The organism is Micromonospora sp. CA-259024, assembly GCF_050936255.1.
Lineage (GTDB): Bacteria > Actinomycetota > Actinomycetes > Mycobacteriales > Micromonosporaceae > Micromonospora.
In genome coordinates, this window is sequence record NZ_JBNJND010000001.1 from 583,575 (window position 1) to 605,727 (window position 22,153).

Consider the following 22,153-nt stretch of genomic DNA (forward strand, 5'->3'; position numbering starts at 1 on the left):
CCGGTCAGCCCTGCACCGGAGCGGGCTGCCCCGACGGTAGGGGCACCGGCACCGACGCGATCGCCTGACGCAGCACCTCCGGGGCGGTCATCCCGCGCACCTGCGCGTCCGGGGTGAGGAGCAGCCGGTGCGCGAACACCGCTTCGGCGAGCGCCTTCAGGTCCTCCGGCATGATCCAGCCTCGCCCGTCGATCAGCGCGTACGCGCACGCCGCACGGGTCAACGCGATCACCCCTCGGGGACTGACCCCGACCCGCACCTGCGGGTGCGTGCGGGTGGCGGCAGCCAGCCGGACCGCGTACGCGTAGAGCGGCTCGGCGATGTGCACCCGGCGAGCCATCCGGACCATCTCCCCGATGGTGGCGGTGTCGGTGACCGGGGCGAGCGCCTCCGGGGAGCGCACCGTGGCGCCGCGCAGCACCTCCACCTCGACCGCCTCGTCCGGGTAGCCGACGGAGAGCTTCACCAGGAACCGGTCCAACTGCGCCTCGGGCAGCCGGTAGGTGCCGTCCATCTCCACCGGGTTCTGGGTGGCCACCACCAGGAACGGCGACGGCACCGGGTGCCGGACCCCGTCCACGGTGACCGTACGTTCCTCCATCACCTCCAGCAGCGCCGACTGGGTCTTCGGCGACGCCCGGTTGATCTCGTCGGCGATGACGATGTTGGCGAAGACCGGCCCCGGGTGGAACTCGAAGTCCCGGGTCGCCTGGTTGAAGATCGTCACTCCGGACACGTCCGAGGGGAGCAGGTCGGGCGTGAACTGGATGCGCCGCCACTGACCCTTCACCGTCGCGGCGATGGCGCGCGCCAGGGTCGTCTTGCCGACCCCGGGCACGTCCTCCAGGAGCACGTGACCCTGGGCGAAGAGCGCGGTCAGCGCCAGCCGAACCACCTGCGGCTTGCCGAGCACCACCGCGTTGACGTTCTCGGCCAGCCGGGCGGCCAGGGCGGCGAAGCCCTGGACCTCCGGCTGGGTGAGCGGCTCGTGGGTGTTCACGGTCGGTGGTGCTCCTTGCCTGGTGGTTCAGCAGGTGGGCAGGACGTTGATGTTGTCGCCGCCCTCCAGGTTGAGCCAGGCCCACGGGATGTAGTTCTTCCCGCCGAACTCGACCTGCACCCACCAGGTGCTCTGCTTCTGGTTGTTGTAGATCCAGGAGTCGACGTTCTCGCCGGTCTTCTTGCAGTACGCCTTCAGCCGGGTGCCGGGCTTCGCCCAGCCGGCCTGCTGGTCGTTGTCCTGCCGGGTGACCTTGAAGACCTCGTTGCCGTTGCGGCCGTCGACTTCCTTGTTGCAGTACGTCCGCTGGTCGCCGTCCGGCCCGTTGTTGCAGGTCGCGATGCCGTACAGCGGCTGTGTGGTCTCGGCCCTCGTCGCGGTGCCCTTCCCGGCCGCGTTGGTGGCCGTGACCGTGAACGTGTACGCCGTGCCCGGCGTCAGGCCCGGCACCGTGATGCTGGAGCACGCACCGGCCTTCGCCGGCTCACCCGGCGTACTCACCGAGCAGGTGGCCTGACCGCCGCCGGCGTCCACGGTGAACGTCACCGTCGCCGAGGTGGCGGTCGACGACGAGCCGGTCACCGTCACCCTCGGCTCGGCGACCGTGCGAGCGGTGGCGGTCGCCTCCGGGCCGGGCCCGGCCTCGTTGACCGCCTTCACCTTCACCGTGACGTTCTGGCCGTTGCCCAGCCCGGTGACGGTGGTGCGGGTGTCGGTCACCTCGCTGACGCGTCCACCGACGTCTACCAGGTACTTCGTCACCGGCCGACCGTTGGCCTCCGCCGGTGCCCACTGCACGGTGATCGCGCCGGGCTGGGCGGCGACCGTGCCGGCGTGCAGGTCGAGTGGCCGACCGGGCGCCGCGAAGGGCACCACCGTGTTGCTGACCGGCGAGGCCGCCGAGCCGGCGCCCTTGTCGTTGACCGCCACCACGGTGAACGCGTACTGGGTGCCGTACTCCAGCTCACCGGCCGGCACCACCAGCTCCGTCTTCGTCGACTCGCCGGCCGGCGCGTTCGTCCCCGCGGAACTGGCCGTCACCGCGTACCTGGCGATGGTGTTGCCCTGCCCGTTCGCCGCCGGCCACTTCACCAGCACCGTGCCGTCCGGCCGTTCCTGGGCGGTGACGCTCGCTGGCGGGTCGGGCACCGCGGCGGTCGGGGTCACCGGGTTGCTGTTGCGCGACGGGCCGTCGCCCTTGGCGTTGACGGCGTGCACCGCGAACCGGTAGGTCTCGCCGTTGGTCAGACCCTTGACCTCCACCGCACGCTGGTTGGCGCCCACCTCCAGGCGTTGGCCGGCACCCTCCACCACGTACTTGATGATCTCGGCGCCGTTCGCGGCGGCCGGCCGCCAGCTCACCCGCGCCTGGGCGTTGCCGGCGGCGGCGGTGACACTGCGCGGCGCGCTCGGCTTGCCCACCCGGGGCTTCTTCGGCGGGGGCGGCGGCGGGGGAGCCGGTGGCGGGTCGCCACCGAGCACGTCGTTGGCGTACTTGTTGACCTCGCGCGCCTGGTGCTTGTCGTCCACCACCCGGGCGGTCGCCGAGTCGGGCGAGTTGATGAACAGGTGATTCTCCCGTACCTCCAGCTCCAGCGGCCCGTTCGCCCGCCCGCCGATGGTCTCGACGAGCTGACCGTCCGCGTCGAAGGAGTAGATGGTGCCCGTGGCCTCGTCGGCGCAGTAGAACCGGTCCGCCCAGGCCACCGCCGGGCTGAGTCGGTCGCCCTCGCCCGGCACGGTGAATGCCCTCTCCTCACCACCGTCACCCACGACCAGCACCCGCCGATCGGCGGGCACGGTGACCGGGATCCGTGGCCCGCTGGTGCGCGCGGGCAGCGCCGCCGGACCGGACAGCGTCAGCGGCGTCGGGTGGACCTCGCCGCGTTGCACCCGCACCAGCTTCCCGGCCGTCCGGTCGAGCACCGCCACACCGTCGTCCAGGGTGGAGACCACCAGTTCGTGGCTGGCGTCGGCGACGTCGTACGACTCGACCCGCTCGGGGCTGAGCCCGGCACCCGCGGGCGCGGCCGAGGCCGGCACGGACGGCAGCTTGGCGGCGGTGATCGCCGAGACGGTGCCCTCGCTGGGCACCGCGATCCAGAGCCGGCCCTCACCGTCGAAGGTGCCGCCGGTGATGCCCGGGGGGTAGCGCACCGGCTCGCCGACCGGGGTCAGCGACCGCGGGTCGAGCTGCCGCACGATGCCCTGCACGGCGTCGACGACGAACGCCGCGTCCTCGTGCAGGGCGACACTGACGCCCAGGCCGGGGGTGGTCCGGGTGGTCGCGGTGAGCTGCAGGGTGGCCAGGTCCAGTGAGCTGACCTGCCCCGTCTGGAGATCGCGCAGGATCAGCAGCCGGTCGGTCTGGGTGACCTGCATCGGGTGCCGGCTGGCGCCGGGGATCTCGGTGCGGGTGTCCACCCGGGCGGTGACCCCGTTGACCCGGGCCAGCTCGCTGCGCGCCGCGCTCCACAGCCAGGAACTCGCGTCGTAGTTGGCGACCGCGTTGTCGGCCGCGCCCAGCCCGAGGACGGTCAGCCCCATGGCGGCCAGCAGCGCGGTCACCGTGCCGACCGTCACCAGCCCGCCGCGAAGCCGGGACCGGGAGCGGGGGGCGTCGGTCCGTACGGCGTCGTCGATGCTGGCCACAGCCGGCTGCCTCCCCTGAGTCGTGGCAGGTGGCGCGCCTCGCGGCGACCCCTCCCCTGAGCCGGGTGCCATCATATGGCGCTGTTGGTGACGGGGGAACCCGCACCGTCACCCCTGTGGATACCGAGCGTGTGCGTTGTGGACGCCCAGCTCAGCCCAGCTCAACGCGGCGACGGTCGGCCGGAGGGCTCTCCGGGCGACGCCGTGGTGCGCTCCCGCGCGGTGCAGACCTGTCCCGAGGTCGCGAAGCTGTCGGTGGAGTAGACCGCCAACACGGTGAAGCAGTGATCCACCCGCGAGTTCAACCCGTTGACCGTGTAGCTGGTCCTACCCGGGTCCACGGTGGCCAGCACCCCCAACGCCTGCCCGGCCCGGCCGGCGGCGACCATGAACGGCACGGCACCGCCGGACGGGTCCGTCCAGGTCAGCGTGATCGTGGTCAAGTCGTCCCGCAGCTTCAGGTCGCCTGGCGGTGGCCCGGCCGCCGTCGGTGCTGCCGCCGCCGTCGTCGGCGCGGTCCCGGCCGGCGGCGGCGGGTTGTCGCGGGTCAGCACCACCGCACCCAGGCCGGCGACCGCCACGACGGCCACCCCGGCCGCCACCACCGCGCCGATCACCGTCGCACGGTTGCGGCCCGTCGACCTGCCCTCATCGGCGTACGCCGGCCGGTACGCATCCTGCATCGGGTGGTACTGCTGGCCCGGGTACACCGCCTGGCCCGGGTACTGGTCCGGGGCCGGGTACTGGTCCTGGTGGTACTGGTCCTGCTGGACCGGCCGTGGAGCGATGGGCGGCGGCACCGTCGGATCGGCGCCAGCGTCCGGTGACCAGGCCGCCGCAGTCGGCTCGACCGGCGCGACGTGGCCCGACTGCGCGGCGGCCAGGCCGTGCTGGACGGCGACGGGGTCGGCCGAACCGGCGTCACCCCTGGACGAGTCGCTGCTCGGCTGGACGGACGGGAACACCTCGGTCTGGTCGGACGGCGCGACCCGCGCCTGCTGCCCGGGCGCCAGCGACGCGTCGACAGCGCCCAGCCGGAGGTCACCGTCCGTGCCGGTGCCGTCCGCGCTGTCGCTGTCCGCGTCCGTCGGGGGCCGGGCGGCGGAGTCGGTACCGGGAGTCGGCAGGGGTTGCGGTGGGGCGCTGCTGCTCCACGGCGGCGCGGTCAACCCCCAGGGCGGTACGGGTGGCGCGCTCACCGGAAGCCCGGAGACGGGTGGCCCGTAGGGCGGCCCGGAGACGGGTTGCCCGAAACCAGGTGGAGCGGACACCGGGTAGGTGTGCCCGGGTGGTGCGGACACGGGTTGCCCATAACCCGGCAGTGCGGAGACGGGGTACGGGTGGGCCGGTGGTCCGGAGACGGGGTACGCCTGGCCAGGCGCCGCGGAGACCGGCTGCGGGGGACCGGGCGGTGCGCTGACCGGGTGGGCTGGTGGTCCGCTCACCGGGTACGTCGGCCCTGGATGGTCACTGGTCGGCGATTGCCTGCCTGGCGATGTCGCCTCCGCGCCGGCCATGGTGACCGATCTGTTCGCCCCGGTCGGCCCGGCTGCGGCTCGGGCAGCCTCCTCGGCGAGCAGCGGTTCGATCTGCCGTACCTGGATCGTGGGGTCGTCCCAGCGGGGTGCCGGCACCGCCGGTGCTGACGGTGGTGCGGCCGGTGCTGCCGGCACCGCCGGTGCTGACGGTGGGGCGGCCGACGCCGGGGCCGACGCCCGGGGTGGCACATCGGCCGTCGGGCGGATCGCCCCGTCGCCGAGCCGTTGACGCGGCGCTACGGCTGGGCCGGACGGCGGTGTCGGCTGCTTTTCGGCCCCCTGGCGGGGCATCGGGCCGACCGCTGGCCGGAGAGGACCGGGCGGTTGCGCGTCGGTGCGTTGACGCGGCGGCGCCGCGGGGCCGGGCGGTCGCTGGTCGACGCGCTGGCGCGGCGGCATGGCGGGGCTGGGCGGTCGCTGGTCGAGGCGTGGACGCGGTGGCGTCGCAGCCGCGGGTGCACTCGCCGACGGGCCGAGCTGCGCCGGCGCGATCGAGGAAGGTGCCGGCTGGACAGGTGCCACCGGAGGGACCGGAGCCGGCGCTGCGGCTGCCTTGCCGAGCGGAGTGGCCACGCCGGGTGCGCGTACCCCCTGCGGGGTCGGCCGGGGTGCGGCCGGCGGCTGCGGCGGAGCCCAGGGCGAGGTGGCGGCCGATGCGCCACCAGCGGAGGGCCGCATCGCGGCCAGGGTCGCCAGGGACAGCGTCGGGCCGGACAGCGCCGACCGCGCGGCGGACTCGGTCACCGTGGCGACCGGCGCCGAGTCGGGCGCCGGCGGTGAGCCGTGTTGCTCGCTCGGTGTCGACGCAGGTGGGCCCAGGTAGTCGCGGGCTGCGCGTACCGTCGGGTGGTGCTCCCCGAGCGCGGCGGGCCCGGCCGTCGCAACCCGGGTGTAGTTGCGGCGGGCCTCGTGCCGGTTGCCCAGTTCCTCCGCTACCTCGGCGAGCTCGAAGGCGAGCGCGAGCATCACCGGGTCGGAGTGCTCCCAGCGCCGTTCGCCCGCCGCGAACGCCTCCTCCAGCACCCGGCGGGCGGCGAGCGGATCGTCCGCCTCCCGGTGCAGCCGTGCCAGCAGATGCGCGGTGTGCAGCATCTCGGGGTGGTCGGCGCCGTACGGCGGGGGAGCGGACCCGACGGCCTCCGCGAGCAGCTGCCGGGCGGCGCTGAGGTCGCCCGCGGCGCGTAGGGCAAGGGCCCGGTGTTGGGCGGCCGCCAGGGGGGAGGGATGGGACACGTGGCCATGCTGCCGTCAGAGGGCCGCCGGACGCTACCCGGACACGCCCTGGTGGGGTGTCGGTGGACCTGTGCGAGGCGGTTTCAGCAGCGGCGGAAGCGCGGTTTGAGCAGCGGCGGAAGCACGGGGAGAGGGGCACCGGAAGGCGATGTGCATGATCCACGGGTGGCGTGTACAGTAACTCCCCGTGCGGCCCGCTGTGCCGACATCGGATGGAAAGATCATCTGGGTCGGCGAGGTAGGCTGAACGTGTAGGTCCGGGTGGCGGAATGGCAGACGCGCTAGCTTGAGGTGCTAGTGCCCGTATAGGGCGTGGGGGTTCAAGTCCCCCCTCGGACACGAACCATTACCCCACGGTGCGCGCTGAGATCGATTGCAGCGCGCACCGTTTGCGTTTCAGGCTGGTAGTTCAGCCGGAGACCGAGTTGTCGGTAGACCTCGGCCTTGTCGGCGGGATCGGCGTCGCGGAGCACAGCGGTGATGTCGCCGAGCGCGTCCACCAGGGCTGTGATTTCTGCTCGGCTCATCCTGCGCGCGGGGGTGCCCGCGTTTGCGCGGAGGTCTGCTTCCGCGCGGGCGCGTTCGGCCTGGGTCTGCGCGATCCAGCCGGTGACCACCGCCGGGTCGGCTCCAGCGTCGAGGGCGGCGCGGTAGCGCTCCAACTTGGCGTCGCACTCGGTGATGATCGTCTGAGCTGCTGTGCCCGCTGCGGGCGAATGATCTAAGGGCTGGGCTTCGGACATCGCGGTGATCGTTAATTCGATGTGGTGGGGTGCGAAGGCGGAGGCCAGCCAGGTGTCGATCGGGTCGGTGAGCGCATCCTCGCGCAGGTACACGTTGCTGGGATGCTCAACTTGGTTGGCGAGGGCGTATTCCTGCGGGAAGCGGCAGCGGTAGTAGGCGTCGCCGTGGTTGTACTGGCCCTGCATGCGTCGGTCGCAGGCGGCGCAGTAGATCATGCCCCGGAAGACGTACGGGTTGCGGGTGCGCTGCCGGACGTGTTGTCCGCCGGTTCCCCGTCCGCGTCGTTGCAGTATCGCTTGGGCCTGCTCGAAGGTCGCGTCGTCGATGAGTGGCTCATGGGTGATGTCCTTGGAAACCACCCATTTGTCGCGGACGTTCCAGCGCATGACGCCGGTGTGACCCATTGCCACGTCGTCGACGTCGAGCAGTACTTCGTCGGTGCGTTGCTTGTTCCACACCTGCCGCCCTGTGTAGCGGGGGTGGTGAGGATGACGCGGACGGCGCTTGGACCAGGCGATGCCGCTGCGGTGCCGGTTGCGGGCCCGGTCGTGTGCCGATGGGCAGGGCACATGGTTGGCGGTAAGTCCCTCGGCGATGGCGAAGAGGCCGATACCGGCGAGGAACTCGGCGAAGATCTGTCGGACGATTGGAGCGGTCTGTTCGTCCGGAGTGAGGCCCTTGAGGTGTTTGCCATCGGCGGCCTTGGCGGGGTTGGGGTGGGGTCCAAGATCGCGGAGTGTGTAGCCGTACGGTGGGCGCCCACCCAGGTAGCGGCCCTCAAGGAGGGTCTGGGCGGCCATGGCGGTGCGAACGCGCAGTTTGATCCGGTTGCGCTCACCCTTGCTCATGCCCCCGAAGACGGACATGACGAGTTCGTGTGCCTCGTTGTCGGGGTCGATGGGGCCGCCGATCTCGGGGACCCAGAGTTCGACGCCGTAGTGGACGAACAGCGGCGCTGTGAGGCCGAACTGGTTGCCGTAGAAGGCGCGGTGCGGTTCGCCGACGACGACGGTGGAGAACCCTCGCCCGGGGTTACGCAGAGCCGCGAGAAGGAGACTGGCTTGGGTTCGGCGCTGCCACGGGAGGGAACGGCTCTGGCCGATGTCGAAGTATTCCGCGACAATTCGGCCGTTGTGTGGCTGGATGAGTGTGCTCGCCCGAGTCAGTTGCCAGCTCCGGGACGAATCGGGGTCCTGGTTGTCCTCGGTCGAGACGCGGCCGTAAAAGGCGAAGGTTTTCGGTTGAGGGGTGGTCATCCGTTCTCCTCGATCGAGTTGTCTGTGCGGCAGTCGTTGACCCGTCTGAGCAGCTTCAGCAGGGCGGCAGCGACACCAGGGTGCAGCTCGGGTGGCCTCTGGGGAGCTTCCACCCTGATGAACGCGGTCGTCGCTCGCCCGTTCGCGTCGTCGACCGTCCATGAACCGCCGCCTTCACTGGGTCGGTCAAGTCGTGTTTCCGCCCCAGGGTTGGACTGCTTGCGTTGCTGATTTTCGTGATCGGACGGCAGAGTCATACGCCTCCGTCCGGTGGCTGACCAGGCGGCGACATCCGTCGGTGGCAGGGCATCGTGTTAGAGGCGCGCGCTGTGTTGGATGGGTGGGTTGTCATGGAGAGGTCCTCCGAAGTTGATTCGTGTGCCGGTTGCTCCGGCGGGCATGAAGAAGCGGCCGACGCCGTCAGGCATCGGCCGCTTGTTGAGCAGGGGCAGGCGTTACATCTATGCGTCGGTCATGTCCCTCAGGGGCCTTGAGACCGGCTGGCGCTGCTGGGCGGCGCGGCTTGGTTGTGGGTACTGCGTGGACTCGGACGCCTCCTGGAGACCACTCTGTTCACTGCGGAGTGCTCCGCAGTGTCCGGCAGCAGTCGACAGTCCTCTATGTTCCCTGATACCTGCTCAACCGCTTTCGGCGCACTCGGAGCTCCTGATCGTTCGCCGACGCGAGGCCTCGGCAAATTCACGCCTGCCGGAGCGCGGCCAGCTTCTCCGACGGGAATGGAATTCCGCCCCAGTTCCGCTGGTAGCGATCCAGAGATCCCGCGCGAGCGAGGGCCTCTTCCGCCATACGCTGCACCGCAGAGATCAGACCGGCTACCTCAACGCGGCCATGCCACCGGCTGACCCGGCGTAGCCCACGAAACGAGAAACTGTGACGCGTGTCATGTCTCGTTACGGTATGAGGGGTCTGCGGTGTCTCGAGGGCATGACTGAAAACAACACCAGCAGCTACAAGGTCGTCGTGATCGGCGGCGGTTACGCCGGCACAGTGGCGGCCAACCGTTTACAGGCACATACCGACATCGAGGTCACCCTCGTCAACCCGCGCCCGCAATTCGTCGAGCGTATTCGACTGCACCAGTTCGTGGCCGGTACCAGCGCGGGGGCCGTCGATTTCGGCACGATGCTCGGTGAGCGGGTGCGGCTGGTCGTCGACGCCGCGACCTGCATCGACACTTCCGCCAGGACGGTGGAGCTGGAATCCGGCGTCGCGCTCGACTACGACTACGTTGTCTACGCGGTCGGCAGCACCGCGGCGACGCCCGCGTCGGTGCCCGGCGCAGCCGAGTTCGCGTATCCGATCGGGGAATGGGAGCACGCTCAGCGGCTGCGCGCTGCCATCGACATGTTGCCTGAGGATGCTCGGATCACAGTCGTCGGCGGTGGGCCCACCGGGATTGAAACCGCCGCCGAGTTGGCTGAGCAGGGGCGTGCCGTCACGCTGATCGGTGGTGGACGACTGGCTCCGTCGCTCCTGGAACCGGCCCGACGATCGGTCACGAAGTGGCTGATCAAGAACGGGGTCGAGGTGCTCGAGACCGCGCGGGTGGCCGAAGTGTGGCCGGACCGGGTGGTGCTCGATGACGGCAACGTGCTGTCCAGCCCAGTCGCCGTCTGGACCGCCGGGTTCGGTGTGCCAGACCTGGCGGCCCGCAGTGGCCTGCGTACCGACACGCTCGGTCGGCTGCTGACCGACGAGTCGCTGATCAGTATTCAGGATGATCGCGTGATCGCCGCCGGGGACGCCGCCGCGCCTTCGGGCCAGCCGCTGCGGATGAGCTGCCAGGCCGCAGGCCCGCTCGGCGCCCAGGCCGCCGACACCGTGCTGGCCCGAATCGCCGGTATCCGGCCCTCCATGCTGAACGTGGGGTTCGTCGGAACCGGCATCAGCCTCGGTCGCAGGGCTGCCACGGTGCAATTCAGCCGCCGCGACGACACCGCCCGCAACTTCCACCTCGGCGGCCGGATCGGCGCGTTGGTCAAGGAGGAGGTCTGCAAGGGCACGGTGACCGGAATCCGGAAGGAAGCCCGCAAGCCCGGCTCGTTCCCCACCATCAAAGGATCCGGCGGCCGACCCGAGCAGCCGGTGCGCGAACCCGACATGGTGACCAACCCGTGACCATCACCGACGAACATACGGAGCGGTTCACCCATCTGCGGCCGCTGCTGTTCACCATCGCCTACGAAATCCTCGGCTCCGCCACCGAGTCCGATGATGTGCTGCAGGACAGCTACCTGCGGTGGGCCCGGGTGGACCTGGAGACGGTTCGTGACACCAAGTCGTATCTGGCACAACTGGTGACCCGCCAGGCGCTCAACGCGCGGCGGGCGGGTGCCCGCCGCCGCGAGGACTACATCGGCCCGTGGCTACCCGAGCCGCTGCTGCTGACCGAGAACGACGCCTTGGCCGATGTCGTGCTCGCCGAGTCGGTGTCGATGGGGATGTTGGTGCTGCTGGAAACGCTCACCCCCGACGAGCGTGCGGTGTTCGTCCTGCACGAGGTATTCGGTTTTGACCACGACGACATCGCCGCGGCGGTGAGTAAATCCGTGGCCGCGGTGCGCCAGATGGCCTACCGCGCCCGCAAGCACGTCCAAGCCCGGCGCAGCCGGTTCGGGCCCATCGACACCGCCAGGACCGCCGAGCTCACCGACCGGTTCATGACGGCGGCGACCACCGGTGACATGGACGGCCTGTTGGCGATGCTCACCCCCGACGCCACCTGGACCACCGATAGCGGCGGCAAGGCCTCCGCCGCGGCACTGCGGGCGGCAGGCGCGCACAAGGTGGCCGAGATCCTTCACGGTGTCTTCCGCACGGCCCAGAAGATCTCCGATGTGCGGATCGAGATCGTCACCTACAACCACGCACCCGCGATCGCGATCTACCGGGGTGACCGTCTCGAAGCCGTGTCCCTGATCGAGATCGTCGACGGCAAGATCACCAACTTCTACGGTATCCGCAACCCCGACAAACTCGCTGCCCTCGCGGTCCCGCGCACCATCACCCGCGGTGCAACATCGGCGCGATGACCGCGGCGTTCCAGGATTCGTGATGGGATGGTGCATGGCTATCACCTCCCTAAACTTGGCCTGCTGCCGTCACCGGAAGCTTCACGATCGGCTCGGCGGTGGATGCCTGTGGGCTGAGTGTCGGCACCCTGCGTCATCACGAGTGTGAGCGGCTGACGCTGGAGCCGACTCGGCCCTCGGCGTCCGGTAGCGCCGGTACGGCGCACGCGACCTAGCCTGGATCAAGGGCTGGCCACGCTTCGCGAGTCGCTGGTTGGCTCGTCCAGCACCAGCAGAGACGCCCGGGTGGCGAACGCCGCGATCAGAGCAACCCTCTGCCGGTTGCCCGTCGAGTAGGTGCCGGCCGGTTTGGACATCCAGCGCGAATCGTTGGATGAGCTCGTCGCGGTACGCGGTGTCCGTACCGGGACCGATGAGGGCGAGCAGGTCCAGCACCTCGGCGCCGGTCATCCGTGGCCATAGCGCGGCATCCGCCGGCACGTAGGCGAGCCTGCGGTGGGCGGCGGCGTCGTCGGAAGATCCACGCCCGCCCGGAGGTGGGTCGGGCAAGGCCGAGCAGCAGCCGGATCGTGGTTGACTTTCCGGCGCCGTTGGGGCCGAGAAACCCGAACACCTCGCCCGCCGCGACGTCGAGGGTGAGGTCATCGAGGGCGAGCAACCGTCCGTACCGCTTGGACAGATTTCTCGGTGCGCAGGGCAAAAACGCCCATCGGAGCCTCCAGGAGTCGCAGCACGACATGACCTGCCGGCCAAAGTTCCCGGCAATTCACCAACCAGTCGGAGACCTGCTGTGTGTCGGTCGTCTGCGGGGTCAGGGCGAGCTGCGTCGGGGCATCGACGAGCAACTGCTCCAGCCGGGCGGCAGGCCCAGGACAACCTCGCCTCCGACGTCGGCCAGCAGGTCGAACAGCACGTAGTGGGCCGGGCAGTCGTGGGCCAGGCGCAGCAGTGCGCGGCCGGCGGTGACCCGCCGCCGCAGCAGCGCGAAGTTCGTCCGACCGCGCTTCCAAACGATCAGCTCACCGTCCAGCACCACCACGGGCGGAAGCGTGCGGATGGCTCGGGTGATGTCGGGAAAGCTCGGGTGATGTCGGGAAAGTAGGTGGTGAGGTTTCGGCCGGCCCGCGACTGCAGGTACACCCCCGTCCGACTCCCGGAACGCTATACACCTCCACCCGTCCTTCTCGAGAATCCGGCTGTCTCATGCGACCTCGCGCCCCGGCGTGTTCGTGCCGGCGTCCGTCGACAGCCCCGACTGCCGTCGCACTGTCACCCTCTATTGGGGCCGACACTCGCCTGTCCACCGCCGCTCGCCTGATGCGCACCACGGTCACCGGCTGGGACTGGATCACCGGAGAATCCCAGAGAAAGGTTGCAAGCGGCGTGATCAGGGAATCGGAGATTCCCTGATCACGCCCGGTGGGTCACGGGTGCTTCCGCCGACGTCAGGTGTGTGCGAGCAGTGGCTCGGCGTCCTCGGCGCCCCCCGCGTTCTCGGCGTCCTCGGTGACGGCCTGATGTTCGGGGCGTGGGGTGTTCATCAGGACGGCGACGATCAGCGCGCCGGCCAGGAGGATCCCCGCGGCCCAGGTGCCGGCTGTCACGAAACCTTCCAGCATCGCCTTCTTGGCGAGGGCCGGGCTCCTGCCCTGCGAGGCATGCGAGACCAGGTAGGCCGCGGTCGCGCTGGTGGCGATGGTGTTGAGCAACGCGGTGCCGATCGCGCTGCTGATCTGCTGCGCGGTGTTGACGCTGGCCGAGGCGACGCCCGCGTCACGCTGGTCGACGCCGTGGGTGGCGTAGTTGAAGGCCACCGGCATGATCATGCCCGCCCCGAAGCCGAGCAGGAGTCCCGAGGCCAGCACGCCCTCGACGTAGGCCGTGTCGATCTCCATGGTGCGCAGCCACAGCATGCCGGAGGCGATGAGCAGCATGCCCGGCACGATCAGCACCCGCGGCGGGACCTTGGGCAGCAGCCGGGTGGCTACCCCGCCGGCCGACACCAGGACCGCCACGGTCATCGGGAGGAACGCCACGCCCGTCCTGATCGGCGAGTATCCCTTGACGACCTGCAAGTAATAGGTCATGAAGAGGAATGCCCCGAACATTCCGACCATGGCCAGTCCCACGCTCAGATAGGCGCCGCCGCGAGTTCGGTTGGCGATCAGGCGCGGCGGCAGCAGTGGCTGCGACACGCGGCTCTCGACGATGGCGAACGCGGCGAGCAGCACCACGCCGGCGGCCAGCAGGCCGATGACCTTCGCCGAGCCCCAGCCGTCGGACTCCGCCTGACCGGTGGCGTACACGATCGCGACCAGCCCGCCGGTCACCAGCAGCACGCCGGGGATGTCGAACCGGGCCTTACCCCCGCTCCGCGACTCGGGCAGCAGCGCGTACCCGCCGATCGCCGCGATCAGGGCGAGAGGGACGCTGACGTACAGGCACCAGCGCCAGTCCAGGTAGTCGGTCAGCGCCCCGCCGGCAAGCAGCCCGATCGCGCCGCCCACGGCGGTGATGGCGCCCCAGATCCCGAACGCCTTGGCGCGCTCCTTCGGCTGGGTGAACGTCACGGTCAGCAGTGACAGCGCGGACGGCCCGAGCAGCGCGGCGAACCCGCCCTGCAGGGCACGGGCGCTCAGCAGCATCTCGAAGTTGTCCGCCGCGCCGCCGAGCGCCGACGCGCCGGCGAAGCCGAGCAGTCCGACCAGGAAGGCCCGCTTGCGGCCGGTGTAGTCGGCGATCCGGCCGCCGAGCAGGAGCAGACTGCCGAACGCCAGCGTGTACGCGGTGATGATCCACTGTCGGTCGCCGTCGGAGATCCCCAGATCCCGCTGGAGCGACGGCAGCGCGATGTTCACGACCGTCCCATCCAGAACGATCATGAGCTGAGCCAACCCTATGAAGAACAGCGCGGCCCAGCGGCGCGAATCGGCCGCCGGCGCCTGCGCCTTCGTGGTTGCCATGACTTCGTCCTCTACTCGTTGTGTTGCATGCCGCACGGATCGTTCGCGCGGCGTCCTGACGAGCACAAGACGCCGGCGACCCGGGCCCGGTAACAGCCAGGGAGTATGACGTGGGTCACCGCTCGCGGGTGTTACAACGCGGTGAGCAGCGGCGTCTAGTGCGTATGGCAGGACCAAGGTTGAACAGACAGGAGCCAGGCATGAGCCAGCGCAGCGAACCAACGACGGACACGGCCGAGCCGCTCAACCGTGCCGACCGCGTGGATTCGGCAACCGAGGTGTTCGTTGCCCATCGCAACCTGCTGTTCACCGTCGCCTACGAGATGCTCGGCTCGGCCACCGACGCCGAGGACGTCCTGCAGGAGACCTGGCTGCGATGGGTGGGCGTCGATCTCGCCGCCGTCCGGGAGAAGCGCGCCTACCTGGTGCGGATCGTCACCCGGCAGGCGCTGGACCGGCTACGTGCGCTCGACCGGCGTAAGGAGTCCTACGTCGGGCCGTGGCTGCCCGAGCCGCTGCTGACCACACCCGACGTGGCCGATGACGTCGAACTGGCCGACAACGTGTCGATGGCGATGCTGCTGGTGCTGGAGACGCTCGCGCCGATCGAGCGGGCGGTGTTCGTGCTGCGCGAGGTGTTCGACCTGGATTACGACGAGATCGCCGAAGCCGTCGACAAGACCCCGGCGGCGATACGCCAGATCGCCTACCGGGCACGGGCACACGTCGCCGCCCGCCGGCCACGCGGCGTCGTCTCCCCGGCCCAGACCCGAGCCGCACTCCAGGCCTTCCAAGGAGCGGTTGAAACCGGCGACCTGCAGCGCCTGCTCGACATCCTGGCGCCGGATGTCGTCGCCCTGAGCGACGGCGGCGGAATCAAACATGCCCTGCTTCGGCCCATCGTGGGGGCCGGCAATGTGGCTCGCTTGCTGGCCGTCGGCTGGTGGAAGCGCGACGCCGAAAGATCGGTCGAGCTGGTACAGATCAATGGCGGCCCGGGGCTGCTCGTCCGAGTCAATGGGCAGATCGACGGCGTGGTCGCGGTGCGGGTCGAGAACGGCTACATCACCGGCGCCTACCACGTGCGCAATCCCGAAAAGCTGTCGCGTGTAGAGCGGGAGACCACCGTGAGCCGTTGAGGCCGGAACGACAACGTGGCAATCCCTCCTCGACTGTTACGTGGGGCAGTCACTGAAGAGCGGGACGATGCGGGCGGAGGAGTTGACAGCCTGTTGGCGGAGCGCCGCGTTCTCGGTGTGCAGGGCGGCAATCACGGTGGCGGCGGCGTCGAGCTGGTCCTGGAGTTTGCGGCGTTCGAGGTGGCTGGTTCGTAGGCGGCCGCGCAATTGTTCGAGTTCTTCGTCGCGTTGCCGTGCGGTGGTTGGCCGCCGAGTGAGGTGTGCCAGCGATGGCAGTTGTAGGTGTGAAGCCAGGCGGGTAGGGCGTCGGCGCGGTGTTGATTGCTGGTGTAGGGCTGTTGGTAGGCCCAGATTGGCGGGCGTACACGGTCAGTCGGGCGTTACGATGGGCCATAGAGACCTCCGGTAGGTATGGGCGTCAGCACCTCACACCTCGCCGGAGGTTTCTCCATGGATCGAGCCGACACGCCGTCAACAACGCTCATGGTCACCACAACTAGCGGTCTATTATTCCGACGATGACACTGCAGCCCACTGACGAGCTCTCTGCAGCGGAGTGGCTGTATACGACCGATGTCGGCCCGACGCGGTTGATCACGTTCGGGCCAGCCTCGTTCCCCGCGTACGCACGTCTTCGCTACCTGCCCGATCCGGTCCTCCCGGATATGCGCGAGTCGGACGTGCGGCTGCCATTTCGCCGAACCTCCGAGATCGACATGGCCCGAACAGCGTTGGAGGCCCTCGCCGACTACAGCTCCTCCACGCGCGACTGCTATGTCTGCGTGTGGGAGGGCGGCGCGACGTTCCGGAATCGTGCACTGACTGACCGACCCATGCTGGACCTTCCGCACCGGCGATACGTCCTGTTCACCGGCACCCTGGGCGACTTGATGGGGTGGGGCGACTTGTTCGACTCCGAGGTTTGCTCAGCGCCGGCATTCGTCTGGCCGACGGATCACGCGTGGTGTTTCGCCAGCGACGTCGACCCTCATTGGGCCGGCATCGGTGCCGGCCGTGGGGTTGTCGACCGCCTCGTCGCGGACAGGAACCTCGACGTGGTGCATGCCGACCCGGAAGAGCCGCAGCCGACGTATTGCTGAGCCATTTTTTCGTGACGGTGCAGGTCTCGGTAGGGGCGGCAACCCTTTGTCTACATGGGACTGGGCTCCCGGTAAGACCGCAGTCGACCAAGATCCGATGCTCCCGACCGGGAGCCTCGCCATGCTGTCTTACCTGCCGCGATTCCGCTGTCCAGCCATACCCTGAACCACCTCGCCGCGCTCATCCGCCGACACCGTGACCAGCACCGATCCCGATGGCAGCCCCTCGATCCCGCCCGCCAGGCCCTGCTCGCCCTTGCCCACCTGTGCAACGGTGACACCTACGCCCGCCTGTCCCACGGCTTCGAGATCGGCGTCAGCACCGCACGGCGTGACGTACGCGGAGCCGTCGACCTGCTCGCCGCGAGCGCGGACGACCTGGACACCGCGATGAACAGGATTCGCAACCTGGCGTACGCGATCCTCGACGGCACCCTGATCCCGATCGACCGCGTCGTCGACCATAAGCCCTCCTGCTACTCGGGCAAGCTCCGTCGCCACGGTTAAACGTCCAGGTCATCGCCTGCCCGGCAGGACACCTCATCTGGGCCTCGCTCCCGGTGTTCCGACCGCTCGCCCCCGTGCAGGCCGAGTGGGACAACGCACCGAGCCACTTGCAACAGCTCGTGGCGACGCGCCGATGGGTCTTGCGCACGCAGTTAGCTGCATCGATGATTGATTGGCGCACTGCGATGTTCGCTCCGGATGAGTGGGTTCAGGAGTGATCCGCCTGCGCACCCGACTAGCGAAACGGGGTATGCATGAAGAAGAACGCGTTAATGCGACTAGGTGTGGTCGTCGCAGTCATGTTGACGTCGGCCGTGATTCTGGCCCGTCCAGCGGCGGCGGAGGATAGCGATTACGGCCCCATTTCAGCTCTGACCGGAAACGGGTGCTGGGAGGCGGACGGCTATGGATCGGTGAGACTCGGGAACTGCTCCGACGGTCAAGGCGCCGATGCGCCAAGCCGGAGGTTTCAGCTCATCGATGGCCCTGGCGACTGGGTCCTCATCTACACCGAAGCTGACTACGGCTACACAGGATGCCTCGGCTCGTCAAATCCCGTCCGGAATGGCTTGGTTGGCGTTAGGGTCTGCAATAATGACCCCGGAGTCCATTGGAAGTTTTACCAGACGGCCACCCCGACCCAATATAAGATCGTGCACGAGAAAAGTGGCCTGTGCATTTCCGGCGAGGGCGGATCAATCGCCGTCGGGGCATACCTTACTTTCTATACATGCGATTCCCAAATTGGGCGCAAGTGGCGAACTCTTCTCCCATGGTCCATGTGACAGAAGGCCGAAGGTTTTGCGAAGGAGTACTGCGACGCGGAACGCAACGAAACCATCGGACGTGAAGACTTCCGCTTCCCCGCCACGGATGGTCGGCCTGAAGGTGGATCTACTTGCAAGAAGCTGATCAAGACGTCTTCGACTGGTGCCCTCAACTCCCAGGTCGGGGTGTAGCGGCGGCTGCGACGGTGGGTTGGTAAGCGGAGCTGGCTGTCGCAGGTGCGGCGCTAAGCACCTGCGGCAGTGAGGTCCTAGATCCCGTTTCGACCGTGCCTGCGACGAACACGGCAGGAACCGGCCGTCGACGGACCCCACCGACGCACGACACCAGGTCCCGTACGCCGTGATGATGCGAGCCTTGGGTGAGCCTTCCGCGGAGATCGACACTCGCCGCGACTCACCACCGGACGATCGTCGACGATCAACCACTACAGGACCGGCAGCGCGGGACATCAATACCTGTAGCTATGAAATTTGCCACAAATCCTCGATGATCATCGATGTTAGGGTGCTGTTGAGCGGGGGCTCCGGCATCGATCCGTGGGTTCCTGCGTGCCTCTCTCGGCAGCGAAAGGACTCCACAGGTGAGACGACGCATCAACGCCTTCGCGGTCTGCGCCGCCATTGCGGCGATCACAGGCATCTGGGCGCCGACCGCCTCGGCCGCAACCGGCGATAGCCACGGAAGGCTACTGGACACCGTCGGTGTTGCAGCGGCCCGGCCTGCTGTCCCGGCCACCGTGCCGCTGCCGGCCGCCTCGGGGGAGAAATGCACGCCAGCGCCGGCAAAGACTAATTTCTGCGTACGGACTGACCCTTCCGCCTTCCGCGGTGGCGGTCAGGTATCGGTTCTCGACGGGGCTACCTGTGCGGTCACTGGGCCTGTTGAGATGCGGTACCAGCGTTTCGGTTCGTGCCTTAAGACGGCGGTCACCGGCACACTCGTCAACGACAAGGGCGTGCCGATCGGGACCGGCACGCTGAGCATGGTGCATAGCATCACGCTCAGCGCGACCTCGTCGGCCTTCGAGGAGCAGACAACTGTCACGCTGTCGAACGTGACAGGGCAGGTTACTCAGGTTGCGGTCAGCCTTGCGGCCTCGTGCACGTCCGGATGCGTCGCGACGAAATCGTCACCGTGGACTGGGGCCAAGGTGCTCAGCCGGGGCCAGTCCGCCTCCGGCACGATCAACTACAGCGAGACCCTCGCTAAGGGGGCTGTGGACAACACCCGCACGAAGTACAACGCCTTCATCACGGTGCCTAATGCCACCCCCGTTCAACCCAACGCCTCCTGGGACGGGGTCACCGACATCCGATGCGACAACGCTGTCGGGAACTTCGCTGGCTGCGTCTACCCGGGTGCCCGCCCGGACTTCGAGGTGTCGCTGAACCTGTATGGGGCGGCAGCAGTCACCTACTACTGGGCCCAGATTGCACTGCCCGATGGATGGGGCAGCGATACGCCACTGCGGCGGCTGGCCAGCGACTCGCTGGCCGACGCCAACCGGCGCAGCACCTGCGACTCCACGTTCGTGCCCTTCCCCGATGAGCTCGTGGTCGACGACTCGTGCGACGAATACCCGTTCGCCAAGACTTACGAGGGCGGTACACCCGGCGGGCTGTGCGCGGACATCGTGCCGCTTCTCGAGGACGGACAATGGCAGATCTACGAGGCCAACCCGAACAAGCCGGTCACCGGGACTGAGAAGTGCGTCCGCGGTCACGTGCCGCTGGCTGAGAACGAGGGAGCCGGGGGCGAACTGGGCCGCTTCACGCAGGCGCAGCGAGTTCTCGACTTGGATCCCTACTCGGTGACCCTCGTCGACTAGCACAAACGGCTTATACCCTGTCGAGGTGGACGTAGAACAGTGGACGTGGGCGGGGCAGGAGCGGCTTGCGGGCTTCTGCCTCACCTTCGTGCAGAATCGAGAACCGGCCGCAGTCGCGGCGGCGCTCGGCGCTGACTCCCTGACGCTGATGACGCTGGCCGAGGCGGATCAGGCCTATCCAATCAGCAGGCCCGGGGCGTTGCTCCGCCTCGGCGCGTTCGGCAACTGGGTTTTCTGCTTCGAGGATCGGGCTCCGATCGCAAACAGGCCGCTGGCGATCACGCGTCTGTCGCAGGGCACGCGAATGCTGCAGGTCACTAAAAGCGGCGACGGGATGGTCATCGTGCGTGACGTCGTCGACGGGCGGAAGGCGGAGATGTTCGAGCCCGGTGGGGCCGTCTATGTGGACGGACCGCTACGGCCACGAATCGCGGCCCTCCCCCCGGCGAATTCCAGGATCGTCGCGGCGCTTGCTGTTGTGGGCGATGAGGTCGGGGCCAACCTGGACCGCGCCACCCTGGATGGTCTGCTTGCCACCGCCCTGAGCACGCTCAAAGAGCCGGCCGGCCAACGCTGAAGGCCTGGCTGTCCGCACCGCGAGTCATATGTCGGCAACGCCACGTATCTGGGAGGGTTGGGCAATCTACGCCTGAGGGCTACCGCGCTCGCCGCATCAGTATGAATGCGACTGGTGCTGTCGACGCGGAACTGATGCTGGGGGCAGGTGTGGCTAGGGCGCGGTTTCCTCGACAAGTACTGCTGAGTTGCTTGACCGAGTGGGGAAGGTCGTTGGCAGGCACGCTTAGTCACGGTTGCCCGCCAGCGTGACCCATGAGCCGTCTCGAAGACCTACGCGGGTCTTGGTGATCATCCGGATCCCGCGGGCCCAGACCATCGAGGCTTCGGCCGGCCGGTGCGAACTGTGGGTTGGGGGAGCAGGTTGGGAGCAACAGGCTGCCCTGAACGGCCTTGAACTGCACCCGATGGCGTCGAACGGCTCTCAGCTGCACCCACCCCCGCCTGTGGCTGTACGTTAGCGCAGGTCAGCGCGGTTGTGGCGGCCTGTTTTATCGCGGAGTGCTCCGCAGTCTCGGGCAGCAGCCGACATTCCTCTATGTCCCCTGGCGCGGGAATACGCGCAGGCCACGGCGGTAAGGAGCTGCTGGGTGGTCCGGCCTTGCGACTGGGAGCAGATTGAGTGCAGGCTGGCGAAGTGGTCAGCGCGCCCGAAGTGCTCACCGATCCTGGACAGGACGGCGGGCGTTGACCTGCGGTGATGCGGACGAAGCGGTCCGGCGTGAACTCCCAGAGAAGATCGAAGAGGCCAACCTTTGCTGCTCCCCGCCTGGCCGGTGCCGGGCTGTCGTCGTGGGGCCCCTCAAGGGCGATCGAAAAGAGTTCGCCGCATCGACGTACCGCGCTGGGCCGTCCGTGGTGCTGTCGGTAGGGCTCCCGGGAGCTGAGACTCAAATCCCGCCAGCAACCTTCTGACCAGGGCTCCTTGCTGGGAGACCTCTTCGGCGGACCCGAAGGTGTCAGCGTTGGCGTCCTCGCAGAGGCGGTACGGCGGCTTCCGCTCGTAGCCGATGACAGGATGCCGAGCCGGCGTGGCACTGAACCACACCGGCGACTCAGTCCTGCGTTTACCCATCGACTGGCCTCACCGACCTATGGGGCGATGCCCCACGGCAGCTTCGCCAGTCTGGGCACGCTCATTGCCCGGTTACGCTGCCCGTGGCCAGAGGCAGGCCCTCTCAAGATGGCCGGCCTCCACGCGTCACGCCGCCGCTCGGCTCATCGCGGCGCTGGCCAGCCCGTTCAACGTGGTCAGGTCGGCCGCCCCCAGGTACGAGTCCGACATCATGACCACCACCACGTAGTGGCCGACTGCGGCGGCGACATAGCCGAAGTAGCGGTCGCCCTCGTCGTAGGTGCCGAGGAACAGCACCGTGTCCGGCCCGAGGTGGTCCTCGGCGACCGGGTCGAAGCCCTCCTCGTCGCCGCCCACCCCGCACCGGGCGAGCTGCGCCTTCAGCTCGGTGATGTATGTGTGTGCCCCATCGCCGCGGTACCAGGCGACGTTCTCGTAGATCCGAAATCGGGTACCGAGATCGGCCGCCTCAGTGCGGCTCACGACCGGCTGCGGCACCGGCGTGTCCGCGCACGGCTGGGGTAGCAGCGACCACACCAGCCCGTCCTCCACCGGCCCCGGCGCGGCCCCGCCGAGATCGTCCGGCTGCAACATCACCCGGTCAGGGATCCCCCGTGGCCGCTGCTGCGCCGCCGCCGGCCCGCTCGCCGACACCAGCCCCAGGATCACGGCCGTCATCACAATCAGTGTCCTTCGCATG

16 protein-coding genes, 1 tRNA gene and 2 pseudogenes are annotated in these 22,153 nt (G+C 68.7%); 8 read left to right on the forward strand and 11 right to left on the reverse strand.

The annotated features are described in order from the left end of the window. Window positions 1-4: 4 nt before the first annotated feature. From ACQEUX_RS02600 to ACQEUX_RS02610, 3 genes are all read right to left on the reverse strand, one after another. Window positions 5-1,000, reverse strand: coding sequence for an AAA family ATPase (locus ACQEUX_RS02600; protein ID WP_433040505.1), 996 nt, complete (start codon window positions 998-1,000; stop codon window positions 5-7). Between the two features lie 27 nt (window positions 1,001-1,027). Then, window positions 1,028-3,652, reverse strand: coding sequence for a fibronectin type III domain-containing protein (locus ACQEUX_RS02605; RefSeq protein WP_433040508.1), 2,625 nt, complete (start codon window positions 3,650-3,652; stop codon window positions 1,028-1,030). Between the two features lie 161 nt (window positions 3,653-3,813). Next, the gene (locus ACQEUX_RS02610; RefSeq protein WP_433040511.1) at window positions 3,814-6,423 is read right to left on the reverse strand and encodes a hypothetical protein; all 2,610 of its coding nucleotides are present in this window, start codon (window positions 6,421-6,423) and stop codon (window positions 3,814-3,816) included. Window positions 6,424-6,678: 255 nt separating this feature from the next. On the opposite strand from ACQEUX_RS02610, the gene ACQEUX_RS02615 reads away from it, so the two are divergent. Further along, window positions 6,679-6,762 (forward strand) — tRNA-Leu (locus ACQEUX_RS02615). Here ACQEUX_RS02615 and ACQEUX_RS02620 read toward each other — a convergent pair. Then, entirely contained in the window at window positions 6,744-8,423 is a 1,680-nt protein-coding gene (locus tag ACQEUX_RS02620) for a recombinase family protein (RefSeq protein ID WP_433040514.1), read from the reverse strand. The genes ACQEUX_RS02615 and ACQEUX_RS02620 overlap by 19 nt on opposite strands. 945 nt (window positions 8,424-9,368) lie before the next feature. On the opposite strand from ACQEUX_RS02620, the gene ACQEUX_RS02625 reads away from it, so the two are divergent. Both ACQEUX_RS02625 and sigJ read left to right on the forward strand, forming a co-directional pair. Continuing rightward, a complete protein-coding gene (locus tag ACQEUX_RS02625) occupies window positions 9,369-10,562 on the forward strand; it encodes an NAD(P)/FAD-dependent oxidoreductase (RefSeq protein ID WP_433040517.1) in 1,194 nt (397 codons plus the stop codon). Beyond that, on the forward strand, window positions 10,559-11,476 hold the full coding sequence (gene sigJ / locus ACQEUX_RS02630) for an RNA polymerase sigma factor SigJ (protein WP_433040520.1): 918 nt from the start codon (window positions 10,559-10,561) through the stop codon (window positions 11,474-11,476). Before ACQEUX_RS02625 ends, sigJ begins: the two co-directional genes overlap by 4 nt. A 221-nt stretch (window positions 11,477-11,697) precedes the next feature. Here the strand turns inward: sigJ and ACQEUX_RS02635 are convergent, their stop codons facing one another. The 4 genes from ACQEUX_RS02635 to ACQEUX_RS02650 form a co-directional block, all read right to left on the reverse strand. Further along, a complete protein-coding gene (locus tag ACQEUX_RS02635; RefSeq protein WP_433040523.1) occupies window positions 11,698-11,832 on the reverse strand; it encodes an ATP-binding cassette domain-containing protein in 135 nt (44 codons plus the stop codon). Continuing rightward, complete coding sequence (locus tag ACQEUX_RS02640) at window positions 11,778-12,215, reverse strand: ATP-binding cassette domain-containing protein (protein WP_433040526.1); 438 nt, start codon at window positions 12,213-12,215, stop codon at window positions 11,778-11,780. The genes ACQEUX_RS02635 and ACQEUX_RS02640 overlap by 55 nt, the downstream gene beginning before the upstream one ends. Before the next feature lie 72 nt (window positions 12,216-12,287). Further along, window positions 12,288-12,515 carry a hypothetical protein gene (locus ACQEUX_RS02645; RefSeq protein WP_433040529.1) on the reverse strand — a complete coding sequence of 76 codons (228 nt, stop codon included), beginning with the start codon at window positions 12,513-12,515 and terminating at the stop codon, window positions 12,288-12,290. Window positions 12,516-12,921: 406 nt separating this feature from the next. After that, the gene (locus ACQEUX_RS02650) at window positions 12,922-14,439 is read right to left on the reverse strand and encodes an MFS transporter (RefSeq protein WP_433040532.1); all 1,518 of its coding nucleotides are present in this window, start codon (window positions 14,437-14,439) and stop codon (window positions 12,922-12,924) included. A gap of 200 nt (window positions 14,440-14,639) precedes the next feature. On the opposite strand from ACQEUX_RS02650, the gene ACQEUX_RS02655 reads away from it, so the two are divergent. After that, complete coding sequence (locus tag ACQEUX_RS02655) at window positions 14,640-15,578, forward strand: RNA polymerase sigma-70 factor (protein WP_433040536.1); 939 nt, start codon at window positions 14,640-14,642, stop codon at window positions 15,576-15,578. A gap of 36 nt (window positions 15,579-15,614) precedes the next feature. On the opposite strand, the gene ACQEUX_RS02660 is transcribed toward ACQEUX_RS02655, so the two are convergent. Further along, a complete protein-coding gene (locus ACQEUX_RS02660) occupies window positions 15,615-15,785 on the reverse strand; it encodes a hypothetical protein (protein ID WP_433040539.1) in 171 nt (56 codons plus the stop codon). After that, window positions 15,710-15,928, reverse strand: a pseudogene (locus ACQEUX_RS02665) (hypothetical protein); the annotation flags it as partial. The gene ACQEUX_RS02660 and the pseudogene ACQEUX_RS02665, both read right to left, overlap by 76 nt. A gap of 168 nt (window positions 15,929-16,096) precedes the next feature. On the opposite strand from ACQEUX_RS02665, the gene ACQEUX_RS02670 reads away from it, so the two are divergent. The 4 genes and pseudogenes from ACQEUX_RS02670 (at window position 16,097) to ACQEUX_RS02685 (ending at window position 20,379) form a co-directional block, all read left to right on the forward strand. Then, the gene (locus ACQEUX_RS02670; protein WP_433040542.1) at window positions 16,097-16,678 is read left to right on the forward strand and encodes a hypothetical protein; all 582 of its coding nucleotides are present in this window, start codon (window positions 16,097-16,099) and stop codon (window positions 16,676-16,678) included. Window positions 16,679-16,819: 141 nt separating this feature from the next. After that, window positions 16,820-17,232, forward strand: a pseudogene (locus tag ACQEUX_RS02675) (transposase family protein); the annotation flags it as partial. 1,322 nt (window positions 17,233-18,554) lie between these two features. Next, entirely contained in the window at window positions 18,555-19,802 is a 1,248-nt protein-coding gene (locus tag ACQEUX_RS02680; protein ID WP_433040545.1) for a NucA/NucB deoxyribonuclease domain-containing protein, read from the forward strand. 25 nt (window positions 19,803-19,827) lie between these two features. Further along, window positions 19,828-20,379 carry a DUF6461 domain-containing protein gene (locus ACQEUX_RS02685; RefSeq protein ID WP_433040548.1) on the forward strand — a complete coding sequence of 184 codons (552 nt, stop codon included), beginning with the start codon at window positions 19,828-19,830 and terminating at the stop codon, window positions 20,377-20,379. Between the two features lie 1,200 nt (window positions 20,380-21,579). On the opposite strand, the gene ACQEUX_RS02690 is transcribed toward ACQEUX_RS02685, so the two are convergent. Continuing rightward, a complete protein-coding gene (locus tag ACQEUX_RS02690) occupies window positions 21,580-22,131 on the reverse strand; it encodes a hypothetical protein (RefSeq protein ID WP_433040551.1) in 552 nt (183 codons plus the stop codon). Between the last annotated feature and the right edge of the window lie 22 nt (window positions 22,132-22,153).